23 protein-coding genes are annotated in these 23315 nt (G+C 34.6%); 13 read left to right on the top strand and 10 right to left on the bottom strand.

The genetic code is table 11. The features are described 5' to 3' along the window. Positions 1-37: 37 nt before the first annotated feature. Positions 38-2008, top strand: a complete 1971-nt coding sequence (locus SUDEN_RS01985) for an EAL domain-containing protein (RefSeq protein ID WP_011372015.1) — start codon at positions 38-40, stop codon at positions 2006-2008. On the opposite strand, the gene SUDEN_RS01980 is transcribed toward SUDEN_RS01985, so the two are convergent. Beyond that, positions 2005-3021 (bottom strand): alanine racemase, encoded by a 1017-nt coding sequence (locus SUDEN_RS01980; protein WP_011372014.1) that lies wholly within the window; start codon positions 3019-3021, stop codon positions 2005-2007. The two genes, SUDEN_RS01985 and SUDEN_RS01980, sit on opposite strands and share 4 nt — an antisense overlap. Positions 3022-3037: 16 nt before the next feature. Here SUDEN_RS01980 and SUDEN_RS01975 point away from each other — a divergent pair, with 16 nt between their 5' ends. Beyond that, the gene (locus SUDEN_RS01975) at positions 3038-4033 is read left to right on the top strand and encodes an agmatine deiminase family protein (RefSeq protein ID WP_011372013.1); all 996 of its coding nucleotides are present in this window, start codon (positions 3038-3040) and stop codon (positions 4031-4033) included. Here the strand turns inward: SUDEN_RS01975 and SUDEN_RS11530 are convergent. After that, a complete protein-coding gene (locus SUDEN_RS11530) occupies positions 4026-4148 on the bottom strand; it encodes a hypothetical protein (RefSeq protein ID WP_274378249.1) in 123 nt (40 codons plus the stop codon). The two genes, SUDEN_RS01975 and SUDEN_RS11530, sit on opposite strands and share 8 nt — an antisense overlap. A 105-nt stretch (positions 4149-4253) precedes the next feature. On the opposite strand from SUDEN_RS11530, the gene SUDEN_RS01970 reads away from it, so the two are divergent. The 4 genes from SUDEN_RS01970 to SUDEN_RS01955 all read left to right on the top strand — a co-directional run bounded on the left by SUDEN_RS01970 (position 4254) and on the right by SUDEN_RS01955 (position 10175). Then, positions 4254-6239, top strand: a complete 1986-nt coding sequence (locus tag SUDEN_RS01970; RefSeq protein WP_011372012.1) for a TonB-dependent receptor — start codon at positions 4254-4256, stop codon at positions 6237-6239. Positions 6240-6400: 161 nt separating this feature from the next. Then, on the top strand, positions 6401-7459 hold the full coding sequence (gene ispG, locus SUDEN_RS01965; protein ID WP_011372011.1) for a flavodoxin-dependent (E)-4-hydroxy-3-methylbut-2-enyl-diphosphate synthase: 1059 nt from the start codon (positions 6401-6403) through the stop codon (positions 7457-7459). After that, the gene (locus SUDEN_RS01960; protein ID WP_011372010.1) at positions 7459-8910 is read left to right on the top strand and encodes a replicative DNA helicase; all 1452 of its coding nucleotides are present in this window, start codon (positions 7459-7461) and stop codon (positions 8908-8910) included. Before ispG ends, SUDEN_RS01960 begins: the two co-directional genes overlap by 1 nt. A gap of 2 nt (positions 8911-8912) precedes the next feature. After that, a complete protein-coding gene (locus tag SUDEN_RS01955) occupies positions 8913-10175 on the top strand; it encodes a ComEC/Rec2 family competence protein (RefSeq protein WP_011372009.1) in 1263 nt (420 codons plus the stop codon). Here the strand turns inward: SUDEN_RS01955 and SUDEN_RS01950 are convergent. From SUDEN_RS01950 to SUDEN_RS01940, 3 genes are read right to left on the bottom strand one after another with little or no spacing between them, the layout of a single operon-like run. Next, complete coding sequence (locus SUDEN_RS01950) at positions 10122-10955, bottom strand: YihY family inner membrane protein (RefSeq protein WP_011372008.1); 834 nt, start codon at positions 10953-10955, stop codon at positions 10122-10124. The two genes, SUDEN_RS01955 and SUDEN_RS01950, sit on opposite strands and share 54 nt — an antisense overlap. Before the next feature lie 6 nt (positions 10956-10961). Next, positions 10962-12347: an FAD-linked oxidase C-terminal domain-containing protein gene (locus SUDEN_RS01945; protein WP_011372007.1), complete on the bottom strand. Its 1386-nt coding sequence runs from the start codon at positions 12345-12347 to the stop codon at positions 10962-10964. A gap of 3 nt (positions 12348-12350) precedes the next feature. Next, a complete protein-coding gene (locus SUDEN_RS01940; RefSeq protein ID WP_011372006.1) occupies positions 12351-13157 on the bottom strand; it encodes a plasminogen-binding N-terminal domain-containing protein in 807 nt (268 codons plus the stop codon). Positions 13158-13270: 113 nt separating this feature from the next. Between SUDEN_RS01940 and SUDEN_RS01935 the strand changes: the two genes are divergently transcribed. Together SUDEN_RS01935 and SUDEN_RS01930 are read left to right on the top strand one after the other, a co-directional pair. Further along, entirely contained in the window at positions 13271-14479 is a 1209-nt protein-coding gene (locus SUDEN_RS01935; protein ID WP_011372005.1) for a peptidoglycan DD-metalloendopeptidase family protein, read from the top strand. After that, the gene (locus tag SUDEN_RS01930; protein WP_011372004.1) at positions 14448-15017 is read left to right on the top strand and encodes an NUDIX domain-containing protein; all 570 of its coding nucleotides are present in this window, start codon (positions 14448-14450) and stop codon (positions 15015-15017) included. Before SUDEN_RS01935 ends, SUDEN_RS01930 begins: the two co-directional genes overlap by 32 nt. Here the strand turns inward: SUDEN_RS01930 and SUDEN_RS01925 are convergent. The 3 genes from SUDEN_RS01925 to SUDEN_RS11430 form a co-directional block, all read right to left on the bottom strand. Further along, positions 15001-16845, bottom strand: coding sequence for a primosomal protein N' (locus tag SUDEN_RS01925; RefSeq protein WP_011372003.1), 1845 nt, complete (start codon positions 16843-16845; stop codon positions 15001-15003). The genes SUDEN_RS01930 and SUDEN_RS01925 overlap by 17 nt on opposite strands. Positions 16846-16876: 31 nt before the next feature. After that, positions 16877-17314, bottom strand: coding sequence for a type II secretion system protein (locus SUDEN_RS11525; protein ID WP_011372002.1), 438 nt, complete (start codon positions 17312-17314; stop codon positions 16877-16879). A 107-nt stretch (positions 17315-17421) separates the two neighbouring features. Continuing rightward, positions 17422-17820, bottom strand: a complete 399-nt coding sequence (locus SUDEN_RS11430; protein ID WP_011372001.1) for a type II secretion system protein — start codon at positions 17818-17820, stop codon at positions 17422-17424. 152 nt (positions 17821-17972) lie between these two features. Here SUDEN_RS11430 and flgB point away from each other — a divergent pair, with 152 nt between their 5' ends. From flgB to SUDEN_RS01895, 4 genes are read left to right on the top strand one after another with little or no spacing between them, the layout of a single operon-like run. Beyond that, a complete protein-coding gene (flgB, locus tag SUDEN_RS01910) occupies positions 17973-18404 on the top strand; it encodes a flagellar basal body rod protein FlgB (RefSeq protein ID WP_011372000.1) in 432 nt (143 codons plus the stop codon). 10 nt (positions 18405-18414) lie between these two features. Next, positions 18415-18909, top strand: coding sequence for a flagellar basal body rod protein FlgC (flgC, locus tag SUDEN_RS01905; RefSeq protein ID WP_011371999.1), 495 nt, complete (start codon positions 18415-18417; stop codon positions 18907-18909). Positions 18910-18924: 15 nt separating this feature from the next. Next, entirely contained in the window at positions 18925-19224 is a 300-nt protein-coding gene (gene fliE, locus SUDEN_RS01900) for a flagellar hook-basal body complex protein FliE (protein ID WP_011371998.1), read from the top strand. Positions 19225-19255: 31 nt separating this feature from the next. Next, positions 19256-21043 (top strand): peptidoglycan D,D-transpeptidase FtsI family protein, encoded by a 1788-nt coding sequence (locus SUDEN_RS01895; RefSeq protein ID WP_011371997.1) that lies wholly within the window; start codon positions 19256-19258, stop codon positions 21041-21043. On the opposite strand, the gene panC is transcribed toward SUDEN_RS01895, so the two are convergent. Next, the gene (gene panC, locus SUDEN_RS01890; RefSeq protein WP_011371996.1) at positions 20990-21811 is read right to left on the bottom strand and encodes a pantoate--beta-alanine ligase; all 822 of its coding nucleotides are present in this window, start codon (positions 21809-21811) and stop codon (positions 20990-20992) included. The two genes, SUDEN_RS01895 and panC, sit on opposite strands and share 54 nt — an antisense overlap. Positions 21812-21864: 53 nt before the next feature. Here panC and prfB point away from each other — a divergent pair, with 53 nt between their 5' ends. Beyond that, positions 21865-22962 carry a peptide chain release factor 2 gene (prfB, locus tag SUDEN_RS01885; RefSeq protein ID WP_011371995.1) on the top strand — a complete coding sequence of 366 codons (1098 nt, stop codon included), beginning with the start codon at positions 21865-21867 and terminating at the stop codon, positions 22960-22962. Here prfB and SUDEN_RS01880 read toward each other — a convergent pair. After that, positions 22940-23284: a hypothetical protein gene (locus SUDEN_RS01880; protein ID WP_011371994.1), complete on the bottom strand. Its 345-nt coding sequence runs from the start codon at positions 23282-23284 to the stop codon at positions 22940-22942. The two genes, prfB and SUDEN_RS01880, sit on opposite strands and share 23 nt — an antisense overlap. Between the last annotated feature and the right edge of the window lie 31 nt (positions 23285-23315).

Below are 23315 nucleotides of genomic sequence, written 5' to 3'. Positions count from 1 at the left end.
TTACAATTGAGAATTAATTTTTATCTTGAGGAAGATTGTGTATAGTTTAAACAGTAAATTTTTAAAAATTATCCCTATACTCTTTCTTATAATTGGAACAGGTAAAATAATATATATATATTTTGAAACAAAAGAGAAAGAAGCTGATTTTGCAAAAAAAGAGGCAGAGGTTTTAAACAGTTATGTTATTGAAAACAGAAACTACTACCAAAATCTTTTTCTAAATGGTACTATAGATATTAACCAAAAAACTCTCTCGGCACTTCCAGCTTATAGTTCTTACCATATATCAAAAGCGTTTTCACAAAATAATCCACTTAAAATCACTCTCTCAACCGTCTCTGATCGCGCTAGAAACAGTAAAAATTCTGCCGATAGAGATGAGCTTGAAGCTATAAACTTTTTCAAGGCAAATTCAAATGAAGATTACTATTTCAACTCTAAAAATCCTAATTTTTATCAATATGCAACTGTTTTAAAAATTACTCCTGTTTGCTTGAAGTGTCATGGTGCAAAAAATGATGCACCCTCTTATATACAACAGAGTTATGAGAACTCTTATGACTATAATCTTGGCGAGGTACGCGGCATTGTAAGTATTAAAATTCCAAAAAAAGAGCTAAGTAACTACTTTTTCAAGGGCTTTTTTAAATCTGCTCTATATGATTTGATACTTTTTTTACTTCTTTTTATTGCTATAATTTACCTCATTAGGTTCTCTAAAAAAGTCAATGAAACACTTGAGAAAAAGATTGAGCAGAAGACTCTCGAGTTTAAGAGCTCTCTTTTTCAAGATAGGCTTACAAAACTACCAAACAGATTAAAACTCATAGAAGATATTGAACTATCAATGGATAAAAAACATAGGCACTTAGCACTTGTAAACATTGACGCTTTTAAAGACATAAATGATTTATATGGTTATGCAATCGGTGATGAAATTTTAATACAAGTCTCTCAAAGAATACGAAATTTTTGCACTGATTTAGGCTCTATTTACAAACTTCCAAATGATGAATTTGCTATTTTTGTAACAGATAAGTTTGATGAAGATAACTTTCATAAGACAATAAAAACTCTTCTTGAAACAATAAACGAGACGAAATTCAGCATTGATGAGCAATCTATATTTATCTCTTTTAGTTGTGGAATCTCATCGAACAAAGACCCTCTTCTTATAAAGGCAAATACAGCTCTCCAAGCAGCTAAGAGTACTGCAAAGAGTGTTGTAATCTACAAAGATTCACTCAATGCAAAAGAGCAGATAACAAAAAATATGGACGCTCTTTTAATCCTAAAAGAGGCTATCGCCAAAAATCAAATAACTCCATACTTTCAGCCTATCTACAATACAAGAAGCAAAAAAATAGAGAAGTATGAAGCATTAGCAAGAATAGTTAGAGAGGATGGAAGCGTTATTGCTCCTTTTGCTTTCTTGGATATCGCTATAAAATCAAAGCTCTATCCTGAGATAACAAAAGCCATGATACTAAAATCATTTGAGTTTTTTAAAGACAAAGAGTATGAATTTTCAATAAATCTATCGATACTAGATATTCAAAACCAAGAGGTACTTAAATTTATACTCTCAAAACTTAGAGAATTTCCAGAGCCTCAAAGAGTTGTTTTTGAAATTTTAGAGAGCCATAAAATAGAGAACTATCAAGAGATGAAAAGTTTTATAAAAGAGGTTAAAAAATATGGATCAAAAATAGCTATTGATGATTTTGGAAGTGGCTATTCAAACTTTTCACAGGTCTTTGAGCTAAATGTTGACTGTCTTAAAATTGATGCTTCCTTGGTAAAGTATATAACAACAGATGAAAGCTCAAGAGTTATCATAAAAACCATAGTTAACTTTGCTTCTAATCTTGGCTTAAAAACAATCGCTGAATTTGTAGAAGATAGAGAGTCTCTTGAGATTTTAGAAAAAATGGGTATAGATTTTATTCAAGGTTACTATATCGGAAAACCCAGCAATAAGCTTTGTGAGAATTTTAGCGTTTAAAAAATCTCTCTTTTTATCTCTGGTTTAAGCGAAGTCAGCACTTCATAACTTATAGTTGAAGCGTAAGTTGCTACATGTAGCGCACTATCGAAGATAAGCAGTTTATCTTTTGAGCTTAGAAATGAGCTATTATCCATAGAGATTCTACCAATGAGTTCTATGCCCTCTGGTGTTTTATAGCCATTTGCGCAGACTCTTAAAAAGCCCTCTCCATAACCAAAATCATAATTACTCACAACACCATCAGATAAAATTTCTCCATCTCCGCCATAACCCACTCTTTGATGACTCTTCAGTTTTCTTGATGAGAGCTTTTTTGCCCAAAGCGATAAAACTGGCTTAAACCCATCTACATGTAGTGGTTTGGGAAGCGTCATACATCCATAAGCTGCAATCCCAACTCTTGCCATATCTTCATCAAATGAAGCATTGCGAAATAGTGCTGCAGAGTTTGAGGAGTGAAATCTAAGAGGAGCAAAGCCATACTTTATGGCTAACTCTTTTGCTATTCTTTTTGCATCTTCAAAGTTCTTTTTTTGCCAAAACCACTCACTTGTAAGCTCGTCGGCACTTCTATGATGGGTAAAGAGCCCCTCTAAGAGTAGCCCTCTTGCTTTTATTTTTATAAACGCCTCTTCTATTTCATCTATTGCTATGCCGTTTCTATGCATGCCACTGTCTATTTTCAGCTCTACTCGTGTCTCTTTTGGAAATTTATCAATACTCTCTAAGTCGTTTATCGTATATCTGATAGTTTTAGAGACCATTGTTGGAATGTCGCCAAGTACTAAGATATAACTAAAAAAACTCTCTGCTATCTCTGCTTCTCTATGAGTTCTAACAACTGCCCTTTTGATGCCATACTCTTTTGCCATAGAGGACATTTCAACAAGCCCATGCCCATAAGCATTGTCTTTTAAAACAAGTGCGATTTTATCTACACTTTTGCTATATTTAGCGATAATGTCGAGATTATTAAAAAAATTGTTTTTATTTAAAATTATTGTAGCCATGAAGGAATTATACCAAATGAAAAGGTTTATAGCAGAGTTTGAAGAGCAGAGTTTTACACAAATAATTTTTCCACATGTAAATAGTGATTGGGTAGAGTATTTGAGCGAAGCTGAAGAGACCTTTGAAAATATCATTAAAGAGATTATCAAGTATCAAAAGTGTCTTGTTGTGTCTGCTGACGTTCAAGATGTGAAAAGAAGATTTGAGCCAAATAAGAACTTGTACTTTGTAGAGTATGAGACAAATGACACTTGGGCAAGGGATTGTTCCGCTTTATGTATTGAAAATGGCTCCAATGTAGAACTTCTTGACTTTACATTTACAGGTTGGGGCGGAAAGTTTGAAGCTTCTAAAGATAACGTTATGAGTAAAGAAATAGCACACAGTTACAGTAAAAAACTCAAAACGATTGATTTGATTTTAGAGGGCGGTGGAGTTGAGAGCAATGGAGTCAATACGATTCTCACAACTTCAGAGTGTATGTTAAATAAAAATAGAAATAGTTCTCTTAAAAAAGAGCAGATGACTCAAATACTAAAAGATGAGTTTGGTATGAGCAAAATTCTTTATCTAAATCATGGCTACCTAGCAGGTGATGACACAGACTCACATGTAGATACTTTGGCTAGATTTGTTGATGAGAAAACTATCATGTATGTTAAGTGTGAAGATAAAAATGATGAACACTACAAAGAGTTAAAACTTATGGAGGATGAGCTTAAAGTATTTGCAAAAGATGAAGGTTTTAAACTTATTGCACTTCCAATGAGTGAAGCATGTTACTTCGATAACGAGAGACTACCTGCAACTTATGCAAATTTTCTTTTTGTAAATGGTGCTGTATTAGTGCCAATTTATGGGGTAAAAGAGGATGAAGAAGCGCTTAAAATATTTAAAGATACATTTCCTACAAAAGATATCGTGCCAATTAACTGCTTTACGCTTATAAAGCAACATGGTTCACTTCACTGTGTTACTATGAACTTTGCTAAAGGTGTTGAGCTTATTTAACTTCAACACTCTCTTTGGGTTTTGCCTCTTCATGATTCAAAATCTCAAAACCACTATAAATCAAATAAGCCGAGAGGCTTAAACCTAAAACTATTAAAATAATTTTTTTTATCATCTGTATATTCATTACGCAATTTTAACATATTTTTTCAATTGATTTAACACTTTTGTAACAAAAAACTTATATAATTAACTTATTTTAAAAATTAAGGTTAATTATATGTTAAGTAAAAAAATCATCCCTTTATCGCTTGTAGCGGTAACTATTTTAGGTGCAAATGAAGTTGCATTACCAAGTGTAAATGTCGAATCAACTACTATAACTGAAGTAAGCCAAAATGCTCAAGTCTCAGCAGACTTAGCTCAAGCACTAAGTTCAAGCGTTCCAAGTATAGATATGAATCGCAGAAGCGGCATTGCAAACGACATTTTTATCCGTGGACAAAAAAGAGATAACATCTCTGTTGAAGTTGATGGAACAAAAGTTTGTGGTGCATGTCCAAATAGAATGGACCCACCTGTTTCTCATATTTTAGCAAATCAGATAGATAAGGTTGAAGTAATTGAGGGACCTTATGATGTAGAGACTTTTGGCACAATGAGTGGTGGATTAAAAATCACTACAAAAAAACCTACAAAAGATATGCATGGTGAAGTAAACTTTGGTTTAGGAAGCTGGGGTTATAAAAAATTAGGTGTAACAGGAAGTGGTGGAACTGATACTATCCGTGCTCTAATTAGTGCATCTTATGAGACAAGTGATCAATATAAAGATGGCAATGGAGACACTCTCTCTGAACAGGTTGACAAAGCCATAACTAATGGTTCCGCTCCTGCTATGACAAGATTTCAAACACAATACAAAGATATAGAAGCATATACAAAAAAAAGCATTATGAGTAAGGTTTTTGTAAAAACCCTTGAAGATCAAGAGCTTCGTCTGAGTTACACAGGCAACAGAAGTGATGATGTGTTATATGCAAATTCAAAAATGGACGCAGCATACGATGACTCAAATATTTATAGTGTTGAGTACAATATTGACAATGTAACAAATAAATATAAAAATATAAATATCCAGTATTACTACTCTGATGTAGATCACCCGATGGATACAAAATATAGAGTTTCTGGTGCTACTTCGTACATGACAAATCATTTAAAAACTTCAATGCAAGGCGTAAAACTTAAAAATAGTTTTGATTTAGATGAGTATAAAATACTCTTTGGTCTTGATGGCAGCAGAAGAACATGGGAAGGTAGAAGCTATGGGACAAACGCTACAACTGGAGTTGTTGGCGCTTCTAGTGTTAGTTTAACACATACTCAAACTGACAACAGAGCTCTATTTGCTAAGGTAGAAAAGAGTTTTGGAGATTTAAAAATTGAGAGTGGTGCGAGATTTGACTCGACTACCATAAAACCAGACGATGTTACAAAGCAAGATAATGATTACTCAGCTCTTAATGCAAATATTATAGCAACTTACTCTCTTGATGCTCAAAACAGCATATTTTTGGGTGTTGGTTCATCAGCTCGTGTTCCTGATGCTAGAGAGTTATATATTGGTGGCTTAGGAACTCAAAATCTAAAACAGACTAAAAATAGAGAGATTGATCTTGGATATGAAGCATCTTATGATAGTTTTATGTTTAAAGCAAAAACATTTTACTCTATGTTAGAGGATTATATCTACCTAAAACATACATCTCCAACTGCTTATGCTTTTGAAAATATTGATGCTAAAGTTTATGGTTTAGAGCTAAGTGGCTCTTACTTTATAACTGACGCTTTAACTATGGATGCAAGTGCTTCATATAAAAAAGGTAGAAAAACTTCAACCCCAACTCAAAAAGATAGAGACCTGTCTGATATTGCGCCTCTTAGAGGAAATGTTGCTCTTAACTATGAGTATATGAATAACTCAAAAGCTACACTTGAGATGCAAGCATCTGATAGATGGGATACGATTGATAGTGATAATGGTGAGCAAGAGCTTGCTGGATGGAGCATCTATAATGCAAAAGTAAAACATGCTATCAACAAATATACAGACTTAAGCGTGGGTGTAAATAATATATTTGACAAAACTTACAAACAAAGCAACTCTTATGTTGACTTAACTCTTCTTACCTTAGCTGATAATACAATGTTATTAAACGAGCCAGGTAGATACTTCTACACAAACCTTACATTTAAGTTTTAAAACCTTGACTACCCAACCTGCAACTCTTAAAAAATGAAGTTTTTCATAGCTTTAGAGAGTTGTAGGGACTTTACTCCCTGCCGCTAAAACCAACACGTTAATTTTAGCGCATAATATAAAATAAAAGCACTTTTTTATCCCAATCTAGCTAAAATCTCTCTATGATAAATAGAGTAAAAACTAAACAGATATTTGTGGGCAATGTAGCAGTTGGTGGTGATTCACCTATAAGTGTTCAGTCAATGACATTTTCTAAAACTTCAGATGTTTTCTCAACTGTAGAGCAGATAAAAAGACTCCATTTTGCCGGGTGTGACATAGTTCGTGTAGCAGTTCCAGAGATGGAAGATGCTCTGGCACTAAGGGCTATTAAAGAGCAAATCTCGCTTCCTCTTGTTGCAGATATTCACTTCAACTATCGCCTAGCTCTAATTGCCGCAGAAGTAGTTGACTGCATACGAATAAATCCAGGAAACATTGGTTCACGTGAGCGTGTTAAAGAGGTAGTAAAAGCTTGCCAAGAACGAAACATCCCAATACGTATCGGTGTAAATGCTGGAAGTTTGGAAAAAGAGTTTTTAAACAAGTATGGACAGACTTCAGAGGGTATGGTAGCCTCTGCTGAGTATAACATTAAGTTTTTAGAAGATTTGGGATTTGATGATATTAAGATTTCTCTAAAAGCTAGTGATGTTCAAAGGACTGTTGATGCATACAGAATGTTGCGTCCAAAAAACAACTACCCTTTTCATCTAGGTGTTACAGAAGCTGGAACACTTTTTCATGCAACAGTAAAAAGCTCCATTGGTTTAGGTGCACTTCTTCTTGATGGAATCGGCGATACTATGAGAGTTAGTATTACAGGTGAGCTTGAAGAGGAGATAAATGTTGCTCGTGCAATACTCAAAGATAGTGGCGCTGCAAAAGATGGATTAAATATTATCTCCTGTCCTACATGTGGTCGCATAGAAGCTGATTTGGTTAGCGCTGTTGGCGAAATAGAGAGACGAACAACACATATAAAAGCACCGCTTAATGTCTCAGTTATGGGATGCGTTGTAAATGCTATCGGAGAAGCAGCTCATGCAGACATTGCTATTGCCTATGGCAAAGGAAAAGGGCTTGTTATGGTTAAAGGCGAAGTTGTAGCAAATCTCGATGAACATGAGCTTGTTGATAGATTTGTACAAGAAGTAGAAAAAATGGCAAAAGAGTTTTAATGCAAGACAACCTATACAATCTAGCTTTTGAGAGAAGCATCTTAAGCTCCATAGTTTTTGAGCCAAGCCAGTTTGATGAGCTAAGTTCACAACTAAAAAAAGATGATTTTTATCTACCAGCGCACCAAGATATCTTTGGAGTCATGACCCTTCTCTTTCAAAAAGATCAGCCAATTGATGAAGAGTTCATAAAAAAAGAGCTTATAAAAATCAAAAAATTTGATGAAAATGTAATGCTTGAAATTCTCTCTGCAAATCCAATCTCAAATACGAAAGCTTATGTAGAAGAGATAAGAGATAAATCCCTAAAGCGCCACCTCTTAACACTTACTACAGAAATCAAAAGAGTGACAGTTGAAGAGGAACTCTCAAGTCAAGAAGTTATAGATATAGTAGAGAAAAAACTCTATGAAATTACTCAAAACAATCAAACAAGTGATTTTAAAGACTCTCCAAAGATGACATTTGACACGATGACATACATCAAAGAGATGAAAGCTCGTGGAAACACTGTTTTAGTGGGTGTCGATACTGGTTTTCATGAGCTAAACAAGATGACAACAGGATTTGGAAAAGGTGATCTCGTTATAGTGGCAGCGCGCCCTGCTATGGGTAAAACTTCTTTTATACTAAACACTGTCAACACTCTTATCATGCAAGGCAAAGGAGTTGCATTCTTCTCTCTTGAGATGCCAGCAGAACAGCTTATGCTTCGTCTTTTGTCGATTCAAACTGCTATACCACTTCAAAAACTCCGTGTCGGAGATATGAGCAATGATCAGTGGGGCTCGCTAAATGGAGCAATAGACAAGATGAACAGTGCGAAACTCTATGTTGATGACCATGGAAGTATTAATATAAATCAACTCCGCTCAAAACTTAGAAAACTCAAAAATCAACACCCAGAAATTGAGATAGCGGTAATTGATTATCTTCAAATTATGAGCGGTGTCGGAAATCAAGATAGACATTTGCAAGTCTCAGAAATTTCTCGTGGACTTAAGATGTTAGCAAGAGAGTTAAATATGCCAATAGTTGCTCTCTCACAGCTAAATCGCGGACTTGAATCAAGAAACGATAAAAGGCCAATGCTTAGTGATATCCGTGAGTCTGGTTCAATTGAACAAGATGCAGATATCATTCTTTTTGTTTATCGTGATGATGTCTATCTCTACAAAGAGGAGAAAGAGCGAGAAAAAGAGGCTAAAGCAAAAGGTCATGAGTTTGTTAGCACTTATGTTGAACGTGAAGAGGAAGATGCTGAGATTATCATAGGTAAACAGAGAAATGGACCAACTGGACATGTTAAGCTAATATTTCAGAAAAAACTTACAAAGTTTATTGATTCACATAACCATATAAAATCGATTGAGACGGTTTATGAAAATGTTGATACTCGCTCCGCACACATAAGTATCTCAAACGATACTATCTCAATGCCGCCTCTTTAGAGATGATAGAGAGAGTCTCGCTTTTTACCAAAAAGCAAGACATTTTTATCTCTCTGGCATTAGCTTTTTTTATCCTCACAATCACTCTTTTATTTGAGTACAAAAACTATTACGAATTTAACCGATTTGATTCAATCACCCAAGAAGCAACTGTTTTAAAACAGTATCTAAAGAGCAAAAACAACAGAGCTTATCAAGTTTTAAAACTGCGCAGTGATGATGGCGTTACTTTTTATACTACTGCAAAAAAATCGCTCGAAGATATAAGAGAGAAGAAGATAAAAATCCTCATCTGGCCAAAAGAGTTAACCTTTTTGAGCTATCTCTCAAGCTTTTATGCAAATAGTAAAATTTTAAATATTTATGAGCAAAAAACAGTAAAACAGCAGTTAAACGACTATATCTCAGATGTACATGTAGATAAATCAATCGCAAATATTTATCATGCACTCTATAGCGCAACTCCGCTAGAAAAAGAGTCTCAAAGTATATTTTCAAATCTAGGAATCTCTCATCTCTTGGCAATTAGCGGTTTTCATCTTGGGGTTTTGAGTGCCCTGCTCTACTTTTTTATTCGCCCAATTTACTCCTTTTTTCAAAATAGATTTTTCCCATATACAAACGCTTGGCGTGATACTTTTTTTATAGTTGCTCTTATTTTGTTTGCATATACTCTCTTCTTAGGCTCTCCGCCATCTCTGGTGCGTGCGCTAGGGATGCTTATTGTTGGCTTTTTTCTCTATGAGAGAGGTATAGAAGTCATCTCAATGCAGACTCTTTTTATAACAATTTTACTTCTCTTAGCATTTTTTCCACGCCTTTTTTTCTCTCTTGGTTTTTGGCTATCTAGCAGTGGTGTTTTTTATATATTTCTATTTTTTATCTACTTTAAAAATTTAAGTAAAGCGTGGCAGTTTTTACTTCTGCCGATTTGGGTTTATCTGCTTATGTTGCCATATTCACTTGCCATCTTTGAAAATTTCTCATCTCTGCATCCGCTCTCAATAATCTGGACAACGCTTTTTACACTTTTCTATCCACTCTCTATATTTGCACATTTAGTTGGATATGGCTCAATTTTTGATAGCTCTTTGCTATGGCTTTTGGATTTAGGACGAACTGGTGAGGTAGTTGGAATTGGTATTTATACTTTTTTACTCTATCTGCTACTCTCATTAGGAGCAATTTTTTACAAAAAAGTTATGTGGAGCTTACTTCTCTTTAGTTGTGCGATTTTCATATACTCTATTTATCAAATAGCATAGTTTAAGCCCATAAATAAAAACAATCCAAGAAGCATAAATCCATAAAAATAGAATCATAACAATAGAAAATGAGCCATACATAGTTGCATAAGATTTGTTATAAAAAATATAGTAAATAAATCCGTTTTTTGCGATACTAAAAATAATAGCAGTTATAAAAGAGCTTATTAATGAAGCTTTTGCATCTATTTTTGTATTTGCAGATATCTGAAATATAAGAAAAAATAGCACCCAGATAATAAGGTAAGGAATATATGGAAGTATATTTATATTTGGGATATATTCATTCTCAGCCATAAGGCTTGCTACATACCCAGTTATATAAAATGAGGCTCCAAGTCCTATTGGAGTGAGCGTTAAGAGTGTCCAAAAAGTTGTTATGCTCTCCCAAATACCTCTTTTTTTAACATGAAAAATCTTATTTGCAATATACTCAAAATTTTGAAAAAAGAGAAGTGATGAGATTATAACTGCTACAAAACTTATCATACTCATCTCAAGAGAATTTTGCAAAAACCCATTTATATGCCCCATAACAGCTTCAGAATTTACAGGCATAATATTTGAGAAGATAAACTCTTGGAGTTTCTCATAACTATCAGCAAAATTTGGCATTGAAGTAAAGAGAGTAAGAGTTATAAGCAGAAGTGGTATAAGTGTAAAAATAGTATAGAAACTTAAACTTGCAGCATAAAAGGTAAGATCTTTATCTATAAATGAAGTTACAAACAACTTTACATATTCATAAATTTTAAGGAATTTACCTTTTATATCTATCATAATATATTAGCTTAAACCCATTTTGGCTGGATTTAAAATATTGTTTGGATCAAATGCCATCTTGATAGCTTTAAAGAGAGCCATCTCCTCTGGAGTAAAAGCCATTGACATATAAGGAGCTTTTGCAAGTCCTATACCATGTTCGCCGCTTAGTGTTCCACCCAAATCAATAGTTGCTTGAAAAACCTCTTCTATGGCTTGATAAGCAATTTTTACCTGCTCTGGATCTTTTCCATCAACCATAACATTTGTATGAACATTACCATCTCCAGTATGCCCAAAACATGGGATTTTCACGTTGTATTTATCAGCTATTGCGTAAAATCTCTCTAAAAGCTCAGGAAGTGCAGAGCGAGGAACTGTTACGTCCTCATTTAATTTTTTGCTTCCATAAACGCTTAAAGATGGAGAAGCGTTACGTCTTGCGAACCAGAGATCACTTGCCTCTTTTTTATCTTTTGCTATTTTAAACTCATAACAGCCATTTTCCATAAATACTCTTTGGATTTCGCCAAGTTGAAAATCTAAATCATCTTCAAGATTTCCATCAACATCAGTTACTAAAAGAGCGCCAGCATCTACAGGAAGTCCTTTTTTGTAAGTTTGCTCAACCGCTCTAATTGTTAAGTTGTCTAAAAATTCCATAGCAACTGGAGTTATGCCACTAGCCATTGTTTTATAAACAGCATTCATTGCTTCATTTACGGTTTTAAAAACTCCCATAGCAGTTTTTGTCATTTTTGGTTTTGGAATAAGTCTTAGAGTAATCTCGCTAAGAACGGCTAAAGTTCCCTCACTAGCTATTAAAATCCCGCTAATATTATAACCCGCTACATCTTTTATAGTTCTCTTTCCAGCTTTAATAATGTCGCCATTTGGTAAAACTGCGCGAGTAGCCATTACATAATCTTTTGTGATTCCATACTTTGCAGCTCTCATTCCTCCCGCATTTTCACTAACGTTTCCACCAATACTTGAGTACTCTTGGCTAGCTGGATCTGGCGGATAGAAAAGTCCTACCTCTTCAACAGCACGCTGCAAATCCATGTTTATAACACCAGGTTGAACAACTGCGACCATATTTTTCATATCAATCTCAAGAATTTTATTCATATGTTTCTCAAATGCTAAAACAATTCCACCGCTGCTTGGAAGCGCTCCACCAGTAAAGCCGCTACCTGCTCCACGAGGAACTATAACTATTTTATGCTCATTGCAGTATTTTAATATTTTACTTATATCATCTTCATCTCTTGGAAAAATAACTGCATCTGGCTCAAAATGCTCTCTTGTAGCATCATACGAATAAGCGATAAGATGGGCTTTGTCGCTGTAAATATTTTCACTTCCTACTATCTCACTAAAATGTGTTAAATGCTTACTATCAATCATCTCTTAACCTTTTATCTCAAATTCTTCAAGCAAATCTTTGAGTTTTTCGCCACCCTTTTTAACTATCTCATAAAGCTCTTTATTATCTCTGTTTGCCTCTATTATCAGCTCATAGTAGTGTGGTTCATACTCATCAAGCTTTTTTGCTCCTTCATCAAACCACTTCCACCATGGTGAATTTATCTCTTCTACTCTCGTGTAAAAAGGTAGTTTAACCTCTTCTTGTTCAAGTGCAGCATCTGTTATAGTTAATATTTTAAAGCTTTTTGCGTCCAATGTATAGACTCTATTTTGTAAAAATATAAATACTAAACCAACAGAATTATCGTTGCTCATTTGCAAAAAATCACTTCTTAATGGTGTTGGATGACCATTATATGAGAGCATCACAGCAAAAAGATCTGGGTGAACCCACCCAAGAACTGAATTTTTAGTTATTCTGTAGTAAATCTCTTCACTTGGAGCTATCAAAACTCCTCTTGTGTATCCAAATGCCAATACAACTTCATCCCCAACTTTAATACTCCATTTACCATTTGGCAGAGCACTGCTACTAAGTGAGGTAAACTCACTCACTTCAATCTTAGCAATCTTAGAAGAGGGATCAAAACTCTTTACAATAGCGTTTGCTAGAATTGTTTTTTTACCTTTTGATATCTCATGAACAACAAAACCGCTAACTCCAACATCAATCTTCTCAACTTTAATGCTAGCTTCACTAAACTCTTTATTAACTCCAACAATTTGCGATTTTACTACACCTCCAAAGAGTTGCAAAACAGCTATGAAAACTAAAAATATATGCTTCATTTTTTTCCACTTTAAAAATAATATGATGCGATTATATCAAACAAACCTCACACTAAGGCAAAATTTGTTAAAGTTTTGGCATTATTTTCAAAATTTATGGTTTGGTTTTATATATGGCAAAATTTTTTATTTTTTTATTTTTAGTAACATCTCTCTTTGGTGCTCGCGTTGAAACGTTTCGTTGGGACAATGGTGAAACATATCTCTCTTTTTTAGAAAAAAACAATCTTCCTTTAAAAACTCTCTATTATAACTTGGATGAAGATGAGAAGCAACTTAGTGAAGAGATATTAACAGGTGTTCATTTTAAAATATCAAGAAATCAAGATGGAACTATATCTCAAGCATTTATTCCATTAAACGATGAGTTGCAAATTCATATCTACAAACAGAGTGATGAATACTTTTTTGAGACAATTCCCATCATTAGTGAAACAAAAATAGAAGCTTTTGTTATCAAAATAGAAAACTCTCCATATTTAGATATTTTAAGAGAGACTGGCTCAAACAAACTCGCAAAGATATTTGTTTCAAGTTTTCAAAACTCACTCAACTTCAAAAGAGATCTCAAAAAAGGTGATACTCTGGCCATGATTTATGAACAAAAATATCGCCTTGGAAAACCATTTTCAATGCCTACTCTTAAAGCCTCTATGATTGAGATGGGTGGCAAAAAAAATTACATCTATTTAAACAGTGATGAGCGTTACTATAATCAAGATGGAAATGAACTTCAAGGATTTTTCCTTGCAACTCCAGTGAAGAGCGCAAGGATATCATCTACTTTTACAAAAAGAAGATTTCACCCTATTTTAAAAAAATATCGTGCACATTTGGGAGTTGACTATGCAGCTGGGCGAGGAACGCCTATTATTGCCGCTGGCGATGGAAGAGTTGTTTTTTTAGGCACAACAAATGGCTATGGAAATCTTACAAAAATACAACATAGTGATGGATATCTTAGTCTCTATGCTCATCAAAACTCTTTTAGAAAAGGTCTTAGCAATGGTTCGAGCGTTAAAAAAGGGCAAGTGATAGGTTACGTAGGAAGCACAGGACTCTCAACAGGACCGCATCTTCACTTTGGATTATATAAAGATGGAGAAGCAATAGATCCGCTTCGTGTTGTACAAATAGCAACTAGAAAAATCTCTGCGAAAGAGAGAACTGCATTTTTAAAGTTAAAATCTAACTATGATGAGAGCATTAATCTACATGTAGCAAATGATACAAAATATATAAGAAATTCTATGCCAGAAAACACATGTTACTTTTTTGATGGAGGGAGTTGTGTACAAAATAAACTCAGTCCAAACTCTTGAGAATCCAAGGTTTATAAAACCAATTCTAATTTGCTACTCTATTTTGAATATAGAGAGAAAGTGGGAAGCAGTAGTAACACATGACAGTGTTGCAATACTGCTTTGGCATAGAACTCGTGATGCTTTTATTCTTGTAAAGCAGTTGCGTGCAACAGTTTTAAATAAAAATCAAAATGATGGCATGATGTACGAGCTTTGCGCTGGTATTGTAGATAAAGCAACCTCGCTTGAGCAGATAGCAAAAGAGGAAGTTTTAGAGGAGTGTGGTTTTAATATCACTGTTGAGAGTTTACAAAAAATAAGCTCTTTTTATACAAGTGTTGGCATCTCTGGAACACATCAAACACTCTACTATGCAGAGTGTGACGACTCTATGAAGATTGATGAAGGCGGTGGCTTAGAAGATGAAAATATCGAGGTTGTCTATATCCCTACAAAAGAGGCAAAAGAGTTTATGTTTAATGAGAGCTATCAAAAAACAACTGGCGTTATGTTAGCTTTCTATTGGTTTTTTGATAACATCAACCAAATTCAATAGGGTCCATATCTATCTCTGCTAAAGAATTTCTACATGCTAAAACTGCTTTGATAATATCTGTACTTTTGTCTGAACGCAAAAGTATCTCAAATCTGTACTTATCCGCTACTCTCTCTATTGCACACTTTTTATATCCAACTATCTCTACATTTGCAAAACTGCGTAGTCTCTCCTGCATCTCATTCATTGCGTCCCCAGCTTTTATGCCGTTTTTATGAGAAAACAAAATGCGACATAATTTTTTATATGGTGGATAAAGTTCTGCTCTAAAACTCTTTTCATCTTCTAAAAAATCTTCATATCTATCAATATAAGCGCTAAAGAACTCTTCATTGAATGTTTGAACTAGCACTTTGGCGCTCTCTTTTCTACCGCTTCTTCCAGCTACTTGGATAAGCGTTGAGAGAGCTTTCTCCCTTGCTCTATAATCACTCTGGTTGAGTATATTGTCAAGCCCTAAAACAACTGCTAAAGTTACTCCATGATAGTCATGCCCTTTGGAGAGCATCTGCGTACCAACTAAGATGTCTATCTCTCTATCATTAAAAGATTTAAGTACATGTGATAACTTTTTTGAAGTTGTAACAACGTCTCTATCTAACTGCCCTACTTTATGCTCACTAAACTTCTCTTGTAGTTGGCTTAGAGCCTCTGAAGTTCCAAGCCTTGAACTTGTTAGATTTGTGCTTTTGCACTCAGAGCAGATGTTTGGAATAGCTTGAGCGAAATTACAGTAGTGGCATCTAAGAGAGCGTGTTTTTTGGTGTACACTCATTCCAACACTACAAAAAGTACACTTATGCGTATATCCACAATCTTGGCAAATCAGGTACTTAAAATTTGCTCTAGTTGGAAGAAAAAGTATCGCCTGCTCTTTTTTCTCTAAACTCTTCTCTAAATTATCTATCACAAGAGGGGATAAACTCTCAGCACTTCTCTCATAAATAAACTTTTTTTGAGAGGTAAAGTAGCCTCCACGAAGCCTGAAGTGAGGAAATTTTACATAGCTTCCAACACTAGGAGTAGCACTTCCTAAAACAACATTTACACCATATAATTTACCCATGTAAATAGCTATGTCTCTTGCACTGTATCTAGGGCGAGAAGATGATTTGTAACTATCATCATGCTCTTCATCAACTACAATTAGACCTAAATCCTTTATCGGCAAAAAAAGAGCTGAACGAGGACCAGCTATGATTTTAGCCTCTCCATTATAGATTGATTCGAGTGCTTTTCTCTTTTGCAGCGGAGTTAGTTTTGAGTGCCACATAACAACGTTATCACCAAAATGTACTTTTAAACGTTTGCCCATTTGAGGAGTGAGTGAAATCTCTGGCATTAAAAATATAGAACGCTTCTCAAGAAGCAGCATCTCTTGAAAATAACGCATATATATCTCTGTTTTTCCACTTCCTGTATCTCCAAAAAGGAGTGAGACTTTATGTGTTTTTGAAAATTCTAGCGCCTCTTGCTGCTTGGATGAGAGCTCTATATTTTTGCTAATACTCTTACATGTAGAGAGATTTATCCACTCTTTATCTGAGTAAGGAAGCATTACTCCTAGTGCTTCTCCAATAGAGCAAAAATAGTAACTTGAGATAAAGTTAGCAAGCTGGAGCTGTTGTTGGCTGTAAAAAGAGTCACATAGCTCTAAAATTTCGCTTGTTTTAAACTCTGGTTTTTCACATGTAGCTATTACTACACCAAAGAGCTCTCTGCTTTTAACTTTTACTTTTACCTTTTTCCCAATCTCAAGCATACGGGATGACTCATAACTAAAAGGCTCAAGAGGAGAGTTTATCAGTGCTATATTATAGTAGTGCAATTTTTAAAAATACCCCTTGAACATTAAGTTCTTAATTTGCCAAAGCTTTGCAATCAGTTCCACTATCACTAGTATTACAATTAAACATTCCATTTGCTGGATTATAAGTAAATAGTGTTGTTTTTGCACCAATTTTAAATCTATATGTCGTATCATTATCTCTGTACCACTCACCTGAAGATGTTCCTGCTCTCATTGGATACTTAAGCAGTGTTCTTGTCCCATCACCATTAAATAGCATCGTGCCAGATGAGAGCTTTAACATGTATGTATAGGTGCCTTTTATAACTTGTTGCGACCTCTCATTTGCAATTGCTGCACGAATCGTTGCTAAATCTGCACGACCTTTTGCCAAGTCTGTCATCTCTTTTATATTTGCAAATTTAGGTAGAGCAATACTAGCTAATATACTAAGCACAATAATAACAAAAATAAGTTCTATAAGAGTAAAAGCAGAAGATAATTTCATAAAAACCCTTAGCTAGTTATTTTAAAACTGTTCTATATAGCTTGGAAATAACTACATTTATATGTGCCTTCCCACGCAAATCACAAAAATGGAAAAAACAAAAAAAATCATGAGCCTGTTGTTGTATTAGACTCAATCCAAGTTGGTGCATTTGTTGCATTTCCATCTTGAAAATTTATGCCAAATGTTCCACCAGCAGCAGAAACAGCATTAAATTTACAAGCGTTCAATGTAACTTCTTCTGGAATTTTATCAAGATACACCTCTAAATTTTTAGTCGTATCACACATTGTAGTAACTGAACCAAAATGTGTTCCATCTGCGATGGATACAGCCCACATTGATGGTCCAACAGTTCTATTTAAAGTACCAATAAACGCTCTAATTTTTTGGTCATGTGCTTGTTGAGACACACCTATAAACTTTGGTAACGCAACTGCAGATAAAATACCTAAAATAACGATAACAAAGATTAGTTCAATCATTGTAAAACCAGCTTTTTTCATAAAAGAGTCCGCCTAATAAATAAAATGCATATAAATAACTTTAAAAAATATTATGCAATATTTAATATTAATAGTTGCTTATTGTTATTAATATTTAAATTGGAACTTTTCTTGCTTATATCTGTAAACTAAGTTTGAATAGGGGAGTTTAGATGAGCATTCAAGTATCAGCAACACATGCGCTAGCTGCAAAAGCACTTGATTATAGAGCTATCAGACAAGATATGATTTCTTCGAATATTGCAAATGCTGACACTCCTTTTTACAGACCAAGAGATGTTCGTTTTGAAGATACTTTAGCAGAGCAAAAAGCTAAAATATTAAATCTCTCAATACCAAAACTCTCTTTAGCACAAACAGACTCTGCCCACATTCCACTCAAAGATGAACCAGACAATTCAAAAGCTAAAACATTTTTTAGAGATGGGCACATGGCTAGAAATGATGGCAACAGCGTTGATTTGGATGTAGAAACAACAGAAATGAGTAAAAACTCTATCATGTTTAACGCTCTTGTTGGTGCAATGAAAAAAGATTCAGGTATATTTAAAGGTGTTATTGACGCCTCTTCAAAATTAAGTTAAGGATTAAAATATGAGCAATTTTTTAAATAGTTTTGATATCAGTGGTTATGGTCTCTCTGCTCAGAGAGTCCGTGTAAATACTATCTCTCAAAATATAGCAAATGCGCAAACAACAAGAACTGATGAGGGTGGACCTTACAGAAGAAAAGAGGTTGTATTTAAAGCCATAGACTTCAATCAAGAGTTTAACAAAGCGCTAAATGGTATGACTGAGAGTGCAAAATATGAAGACCCACTAGATGAGGGAGATTTTGGTAAGAGAGTCAATCCTGCTATAATGAGCGTAGTTGTTGATAAAATTTCAAGAGACGATAAAGAGCCTCAAAAAAAATATGATCCAGCGCACCCTGATGCCGATGCAAATGGGTATGTTGCGTATCCAAATATTAATCCTGTTATAGAAATGGCCGATTTAGTGGAAGCAACTAGAAGTTATCAGGCAAATGTAGCCGCTTTTGAGAGTTCAAAAAGTATAGCAAACAGTGCTATTTCACTGTTACAATAAATATAGAGGAAAATTATGAGTCCAATTGATGGAATTTCTGGCATATCATCTGCCGAACTATTAAAACAAAAAAGTAAAGTTGAGGGCGCTGGTGGCGAAGATTTTGCAAACCATCTAAAATCAGCCATAAACGAAGTAAATGAGCTTCAACAAAATAGTGAACTCGCTCTTGGTGACATGGCTACTGGACAGGTTAAAGACCTTCATCAAGCCGCACTTGCTATTGGTAAAGCTGAGACAAGCATGAAACTTATGCTTGAAATTAGAAATAAAGCGCTAAGTGCTTATAAAGAATTGAGTAGGACTCAGCTATAATACTTTTTAAAAAAATAAGATAATAAAAAGTATGAATAGCCAAAATAAAAGTAAAAAAATATTTATCCTCTACGCTCTTCTTGTTGGAGGTTTTTTACTGTTTTTGGCTGTAATGCTTATAAATACGCTAAAAGCTCGTGATCTGCCCTCTCTTTATACAAAAAATACATCAAAAGCAACTCGTGGCTCCATTATAAGTGCTGATGGTTTTCATATTGCGACAACTGTAAAACTCTATAAAGCGATTGTAAATACACACTATATTGATTCTAAAAAAGCAGATTTATTTGTAAAACTTTTTAGTATATACTCAGAGATACCGCCTCTTGAGATAGAGAAAAAATTGCGTCAAAAAGGTGTTGTCGTTCTTAGTTACAATATTCCCCAAAAGCAAGCGCAATATCTTAAGCAACTCTCATACGAGCTAAGACGACTAAAAGTTTTTATTGAGAGAAAAAATCCAATTACTGGCAAAACCTCACTACATGCTCTTAACATAATAGAAAGCGGAGAGAGTAGAGAGTACTCGTATGGCAACCTTTTAACCCCAATAATTGGCTATCCGCATAAAGCAGAAGATGATGGATATACATATATTAAGGGTGTTAAAGGTCTAGAGAAAAGGTTTGAAAACGAACTTCAGGCAAAACAAGATGAGCTAAGCCAAGGATTGAGAGATGTTAATAGCTATATCATTTTCAATAAAAACAGTTTTACAAAACAGGAGATAAATGGACTTGATGTAAAACTAAACATCCCTGTCTCTCTTCAGATTCGAGTTGAAAAGATGCTAGATGTTATGCAAGAGGATCTTAGAGCAAAAGAGATTATGCTCGCTGTTATGAACTCTACAAACGGAGAGATTCTTGCAATGGCAAGTTCAAATAGATTTCTTCCAAAAGAGATAAAAACAAGTGATTATCCATCCTTAAATAGCTCTATGATTGAGTATAGTTTTGAGCCAGGAAGTGTTATTAAAACTATAACTTTTTCACTTCTTTTAGATAAAGGTCTTGTAAATCCTTATGACATGGTAAATGGTCATAATGGACGTTTTGTAATTGGAAATAAGACTATAACTGATGAACATAGATTTGATTGGTTAAGCGCCGAGAACACTATCGTACACTCATCCAACGTAGGAATTGCTCAACTTGCACAAAAGCTCTCTGGCGGAGAGTTCAATCAAGGTCTTATAGATTTTGGCTTTTCTAAACCTTCTACTCCAGATTTAGTATATGAGAGAGTTGGTTCAATCCCAAGCGCAACGCAGTTAAACAGTGAAATATACAAAGCTACATGTTCATATGGATATGGAATACGTGTAAACTTAATGCAACTTATTCGTGCCTATAGTGCTTATAGCAACAATGGGAAAATGGTAACTCCTAAAATAGTCCACTCATTTATAGATAACTACAAAAGGGAACTTCTTATTCCAAATGAGGAGCAAGTTCAAGTTATTAAAAGTACAACAGCACAAAGAATGAAAGATATATTAATAAAAACTGTAAATGAAGGAACAGGAACAAAAGCCAAAACTGAAGGACTTGAGGTTGGGGGCAAAACTGGAACTGCACATATAGTTGAAGATGGAAAATATGTTAATGAATATAACACTGCTTTTGTCGGTTTTGCAAATGATGAAAAGAGTAAATACACAATTGGTGTTATTGTCATAAAACCAAAAAAAAGCCAGTTTGCCGCACAAACCGCAGTACCTGTCTTTAAAAAAATTATAGATCTTTTGGTTGAAGAGAGTTACTTAAAGCCAAATATTATCGAGCAGCCTAGTACTCCCGAGGCTAGCCTCAACTAAAATCACACTATTTCCTATCTCTACTCTCTTAAGCTCAGTAAATTCACGGTTCACAATAGCAACATAAGAGATATCTAAAGGTGATAAAATCTCTCTCATGTTTGCTATTATAAGTTCTGAATCAAAAATACCTCTCATAACCATAGCCGTCGCACTTCTTAAAGATGTAGCTATTTTTAGAGCCTCTTGCCTTTGAGCTGGCGTTAAATATGCGTTTCTACTACTAAGGGCTAATCCATCCTTTTCCCTAACAGTATCCACTGCGACAATCTCTACACTCATAAAAAGTTGTTTAACCATTAAAGAGATTAGATTTAGCTGTTGAGCATCCTTCTTTCCAAAATAGGCTCTTTTTGGTCTTACGATATTTAAGAGTTTCATAACAACTGTTAGTACGCCATTAAAATGGCTAGGTCTGCTTTGCCCCTCTAAAACAAACCCTCTTATCTTTGGAGCCAGCAGTGAGACTTCATCAGAGCCGTAAATACCATCTACATGTGGAAAAAAAAGTATATCAACTCCGCAAAGCTTACATATTTGTCTGTCAGCTTCATCTTTTTTGGGATATTTGTCTAAATCTTCGCCTTTTAAAAATTGTGTAGGATTTAAAAATATAGATACAACAACAAGCTCATTTTGCTCTTTTGCTTTTTTTATGAGTGCAATATGACCCTCATGTAAAGCGCCCATTGTTGGGATAAAACCAATAGAGCGCTTCTCATCTTTAAGATACTCTTTTAGCTCTAGGGGATTAGAAATAATCTTCATTTTAAGCCTCAATTTAATATAATCGCGCAATTATACACTATTGGACAAATTTTATGGATAACTACGAATATACAGAACTTTTAAAAAATCTCTCAAAAAAAATGAGCAATATAACAGGTGTTGTAGAACCTGATAAACTATATAAAAGAGTTGCCCAAATTGATGAACTTGAAAATTCACAAGATTTTTGGAATGATTCATCTAACGCCGCTTTAGTTCAAAAAGACAAAACACAATGTGAGCGAAAATTAAAGAAATATAATCTTGCAAAAAATGCTATTGATGATGCAAAAGAGCTTTATGAGATGGCAAAAGAGGAAAATGATGAGGATTTAATTGCAGAGTGTTTTAATGGCGCCCAACATATAGAAGACCTTATCCGTACAATGGAGATTGAAGTTTTACTAAGTGAAGAGACCGATGGCAATAATGCTATTCTTTCAATCCATCCTGGAGCTGGTGGAACTGAGAGCCAAGACTGGGCTTCTATACTTCTTAGAATGTATAAAAGATTTGCTGAGAGACGTGGATGGAGTGTTGAAGTTCTCGACTATCAAGCTGGTGATGAAGCAGGCATAAAAGATGTATCTCTGCTTATCTCAGGCGAGAACGCTTATGGCTATCTAAAAGTAGAAAATGGTATTCACAGACTTGTACGTATATCTCCATTTGATTCTAATGCAAAGAGACATACCTCTTTTAGCTCTGTAATGGTTTCACCAGAGGTTGATGATGACATAAATATAGTGATAGAAGACAGAGATATTCGTGTTGATACATATCGCTCAAGCGGTGCTGGCGGACAACATGTAAATAAAACAGAGTCTGCTATTAGAATAACTCATATAGCAACTGGTGTTGTTGTACAGTGTCAAAATGATAGAAGCCAACACAAGAACAGGGCTACTGCTATGAAGATGTTAAAGTCAAGACTCTATGAGTTAGAACTAGAGAATCAAAAAGCAGAAATTGCAGGTATAGCAAAAAGTGAAATAGGCTGGGGGCATCAAATACGCTCTTATGTTATGCAACCATATCAGCAGATAAAAGATACAAGAAGCAATATAGCATACTCAAATGTGAGTGCTATACTAGATGGAGACATAGACAAAATGATTGAGGATGTTCTTATATCTCAGAATCGTTCTTAGGTTTTGAGATAAAACTATATAACAAAAACAACACTCCAAATATCATAGTTGCTATAAGTAGATACTGGACTTGTTGTTGCTGAGCATTTTGAAGCTCTTGCACAAATTTTGATGCATCAGGTTTTTGACTCTGTTTCGAAGTAGTTGCAGAACCGCCTTTTACACTAGCCTCCATTCTGGCTAAATTTGCTAAAGCGACCTCATTTTCACTAAAGCCCTCTTTTGGTGACATCCAAAAAAATAGTATGAATCCAATCAATAACATCATAATGCCAAGAACTCTAAATATAACTATTTTGTATCTGATAAATATCTCTCTCATTTTTTTCCTTTTTATAAAGTAAATTATGTCA

This window comes from Sulfurimonas denitrificans DSM 1251 (genome assembly GCF_000012965.1).
GTDB classification, from domain to species: Bacteria; Campylobacterota; Campylobacteria; order Campylobacterales; family Sulfurimonadaceae; genus Sulfurimonas; species Sulfurimonas denitrificans.
Note: the sequence above shows the minus strand (reverse complement) of the source record. Positions and strands in the feature narration are given on the sequence as shown.

Excerpts from the sequence above, each read along its gene's own strand:
- SUDEN_RS01980 (WP_011372014.1), bottom strand. The coding sequence starts at position 3,021 with ATGGCTACAATAATTTTAAATAAAAACAATTTTTTTAATAATCTCGAC.
- SUDEN_RS01975 (WP_011372013.1), top strand. The coding sequence starts at position 3,038 with ATGAAAAGGTTTATAGCAGAGTTTGAAGAGCAGAGTTTTACACAAATA.
- SUDEN_RS11530 (WP_274378249.1), bottom strand. The coding sequence starts at position 4,148 with ATGATAAAAAAAATTATTTTAATAGTTTTAGGTTTAAGCCTCTCGGCT.
- SUDEN_RS01970 (WP_011372012.1), top strand. The coding sequence starts at position 4,254 with ATGTTAAGTAAAAAAATCATCCCTTTATCGCTTGTAGCGGTAACTATT.
- ispG (WP_011372011.1), top strand. The coding sequence starts at position 6,401 with ATGATAAATAGAGTAAAAACTAAACAGATATTTGTGGGCAATGTAGCA.
- SUDEN_RS01960 (WP_011372010.1), top strand. The coding sequence starts at position 7,459 with ATGCAAGACAACCTATACAATCTAGCTTTTGAGAGAAGCATCTTAAGC.
- SUDEN_RS01955 (WP_011372009.1), top strand. The coding sequence starts at position 8,913 with ATGATAGAGAGAGTCTCGCTTTTTACCAAAAAGCAAGACATTTTTATC.
- SUDEN_RS01950 (WP_011372008.1), bottom strand. The coding sequence starts at position 10,955 with ATGATAGATATAAAAGGTAAATTCCTTAAAATTTATGAATATGTAAAG.
- SUDEN_RS01945 (WP_011372007.1), bottom strand. The coding sequence starts at position 12,347 with ATGATTGATAGTAAGCATTTAACACATTTTAGTGAGATAGTAGGAAGT.
- SUDEN_RS01940 (WP_011372006.1), bottom strand. The coding sequence starts at position 13,157 with ATGAAGCATATATTTTTAGTTTTCATAGCTGTTTTGCAACTCTTTGGA.
- SUDEN_RS01935 (WP_011372005.1), top strand. The coding sequence starts at position 13,271 with ATGGCAAAATTTTTTATTTTTTTATTTTTAGTAACATCTCTCTTTGGT.
- SUDEN_RS11525 (WP_011372002.1), bottom strand. The coding sequence starts at position 17,314 with ATGAAATTATCTTCTGCTTTTACTCTTATAGAACTTATTTTTGTTATT.
- SUDEN_RS11430 (WP_011372001.1), bottom strand. The coding sequence starts at position 17,820 with ATGAAAAAAGCTGGTTTTACAATGATTGAACTAATCTTTGTTATCGTT.
- flgB (WP_011372000.1), top strand. The coding sequence starts at position 17,973 with ATGAGCATTCAAGTATCAGCAACACATGCGCTAGCTGCAAAAGCACTT.
- flgC (WP_011371999.1), top strand. The coding sequence starts at position 18,415 with ATGAGCAATTTTTTAAATAGTTTTGATATCAGTGGTTATGGTCTCTCT.
- fliE (WP_011371998.1), top strand. The coding sequence starts at position 18,925 with ATGAGTCCAATTGATGGAATTTCTGGCATATCATCTGCCGAACTATTA.
- SUDEN_RS01895 (WP_011371997.1), top strand. The coding sequence starts at position 19,256 with ATGAATAGCCAAAATAAAAGTAAAAAAATATTTATCCTCTACGCTCTT.
- panC (WP_011371996.1), bottom strand. The coding sequence starts at position 21,811 with ATGAAGATTATTTCTAATCCCCTAGAGCTAAAAGAGTATCTTAAAGAT.
- prfB (WP_011371995.1), top strand. The coding sequence starts at position 21,865 with ATGGATAACTACGAATATACAGAACTTTTAAAAAATCTCTCAAAAAAA.
- SUDEN_RS01880 (WP_011371994.1), bottom strand. The coding sequence starts at position 23,284 with ATGAGAGAGATATTTATCAGATACAAAATAGTTATATTTAGAGTTCTT.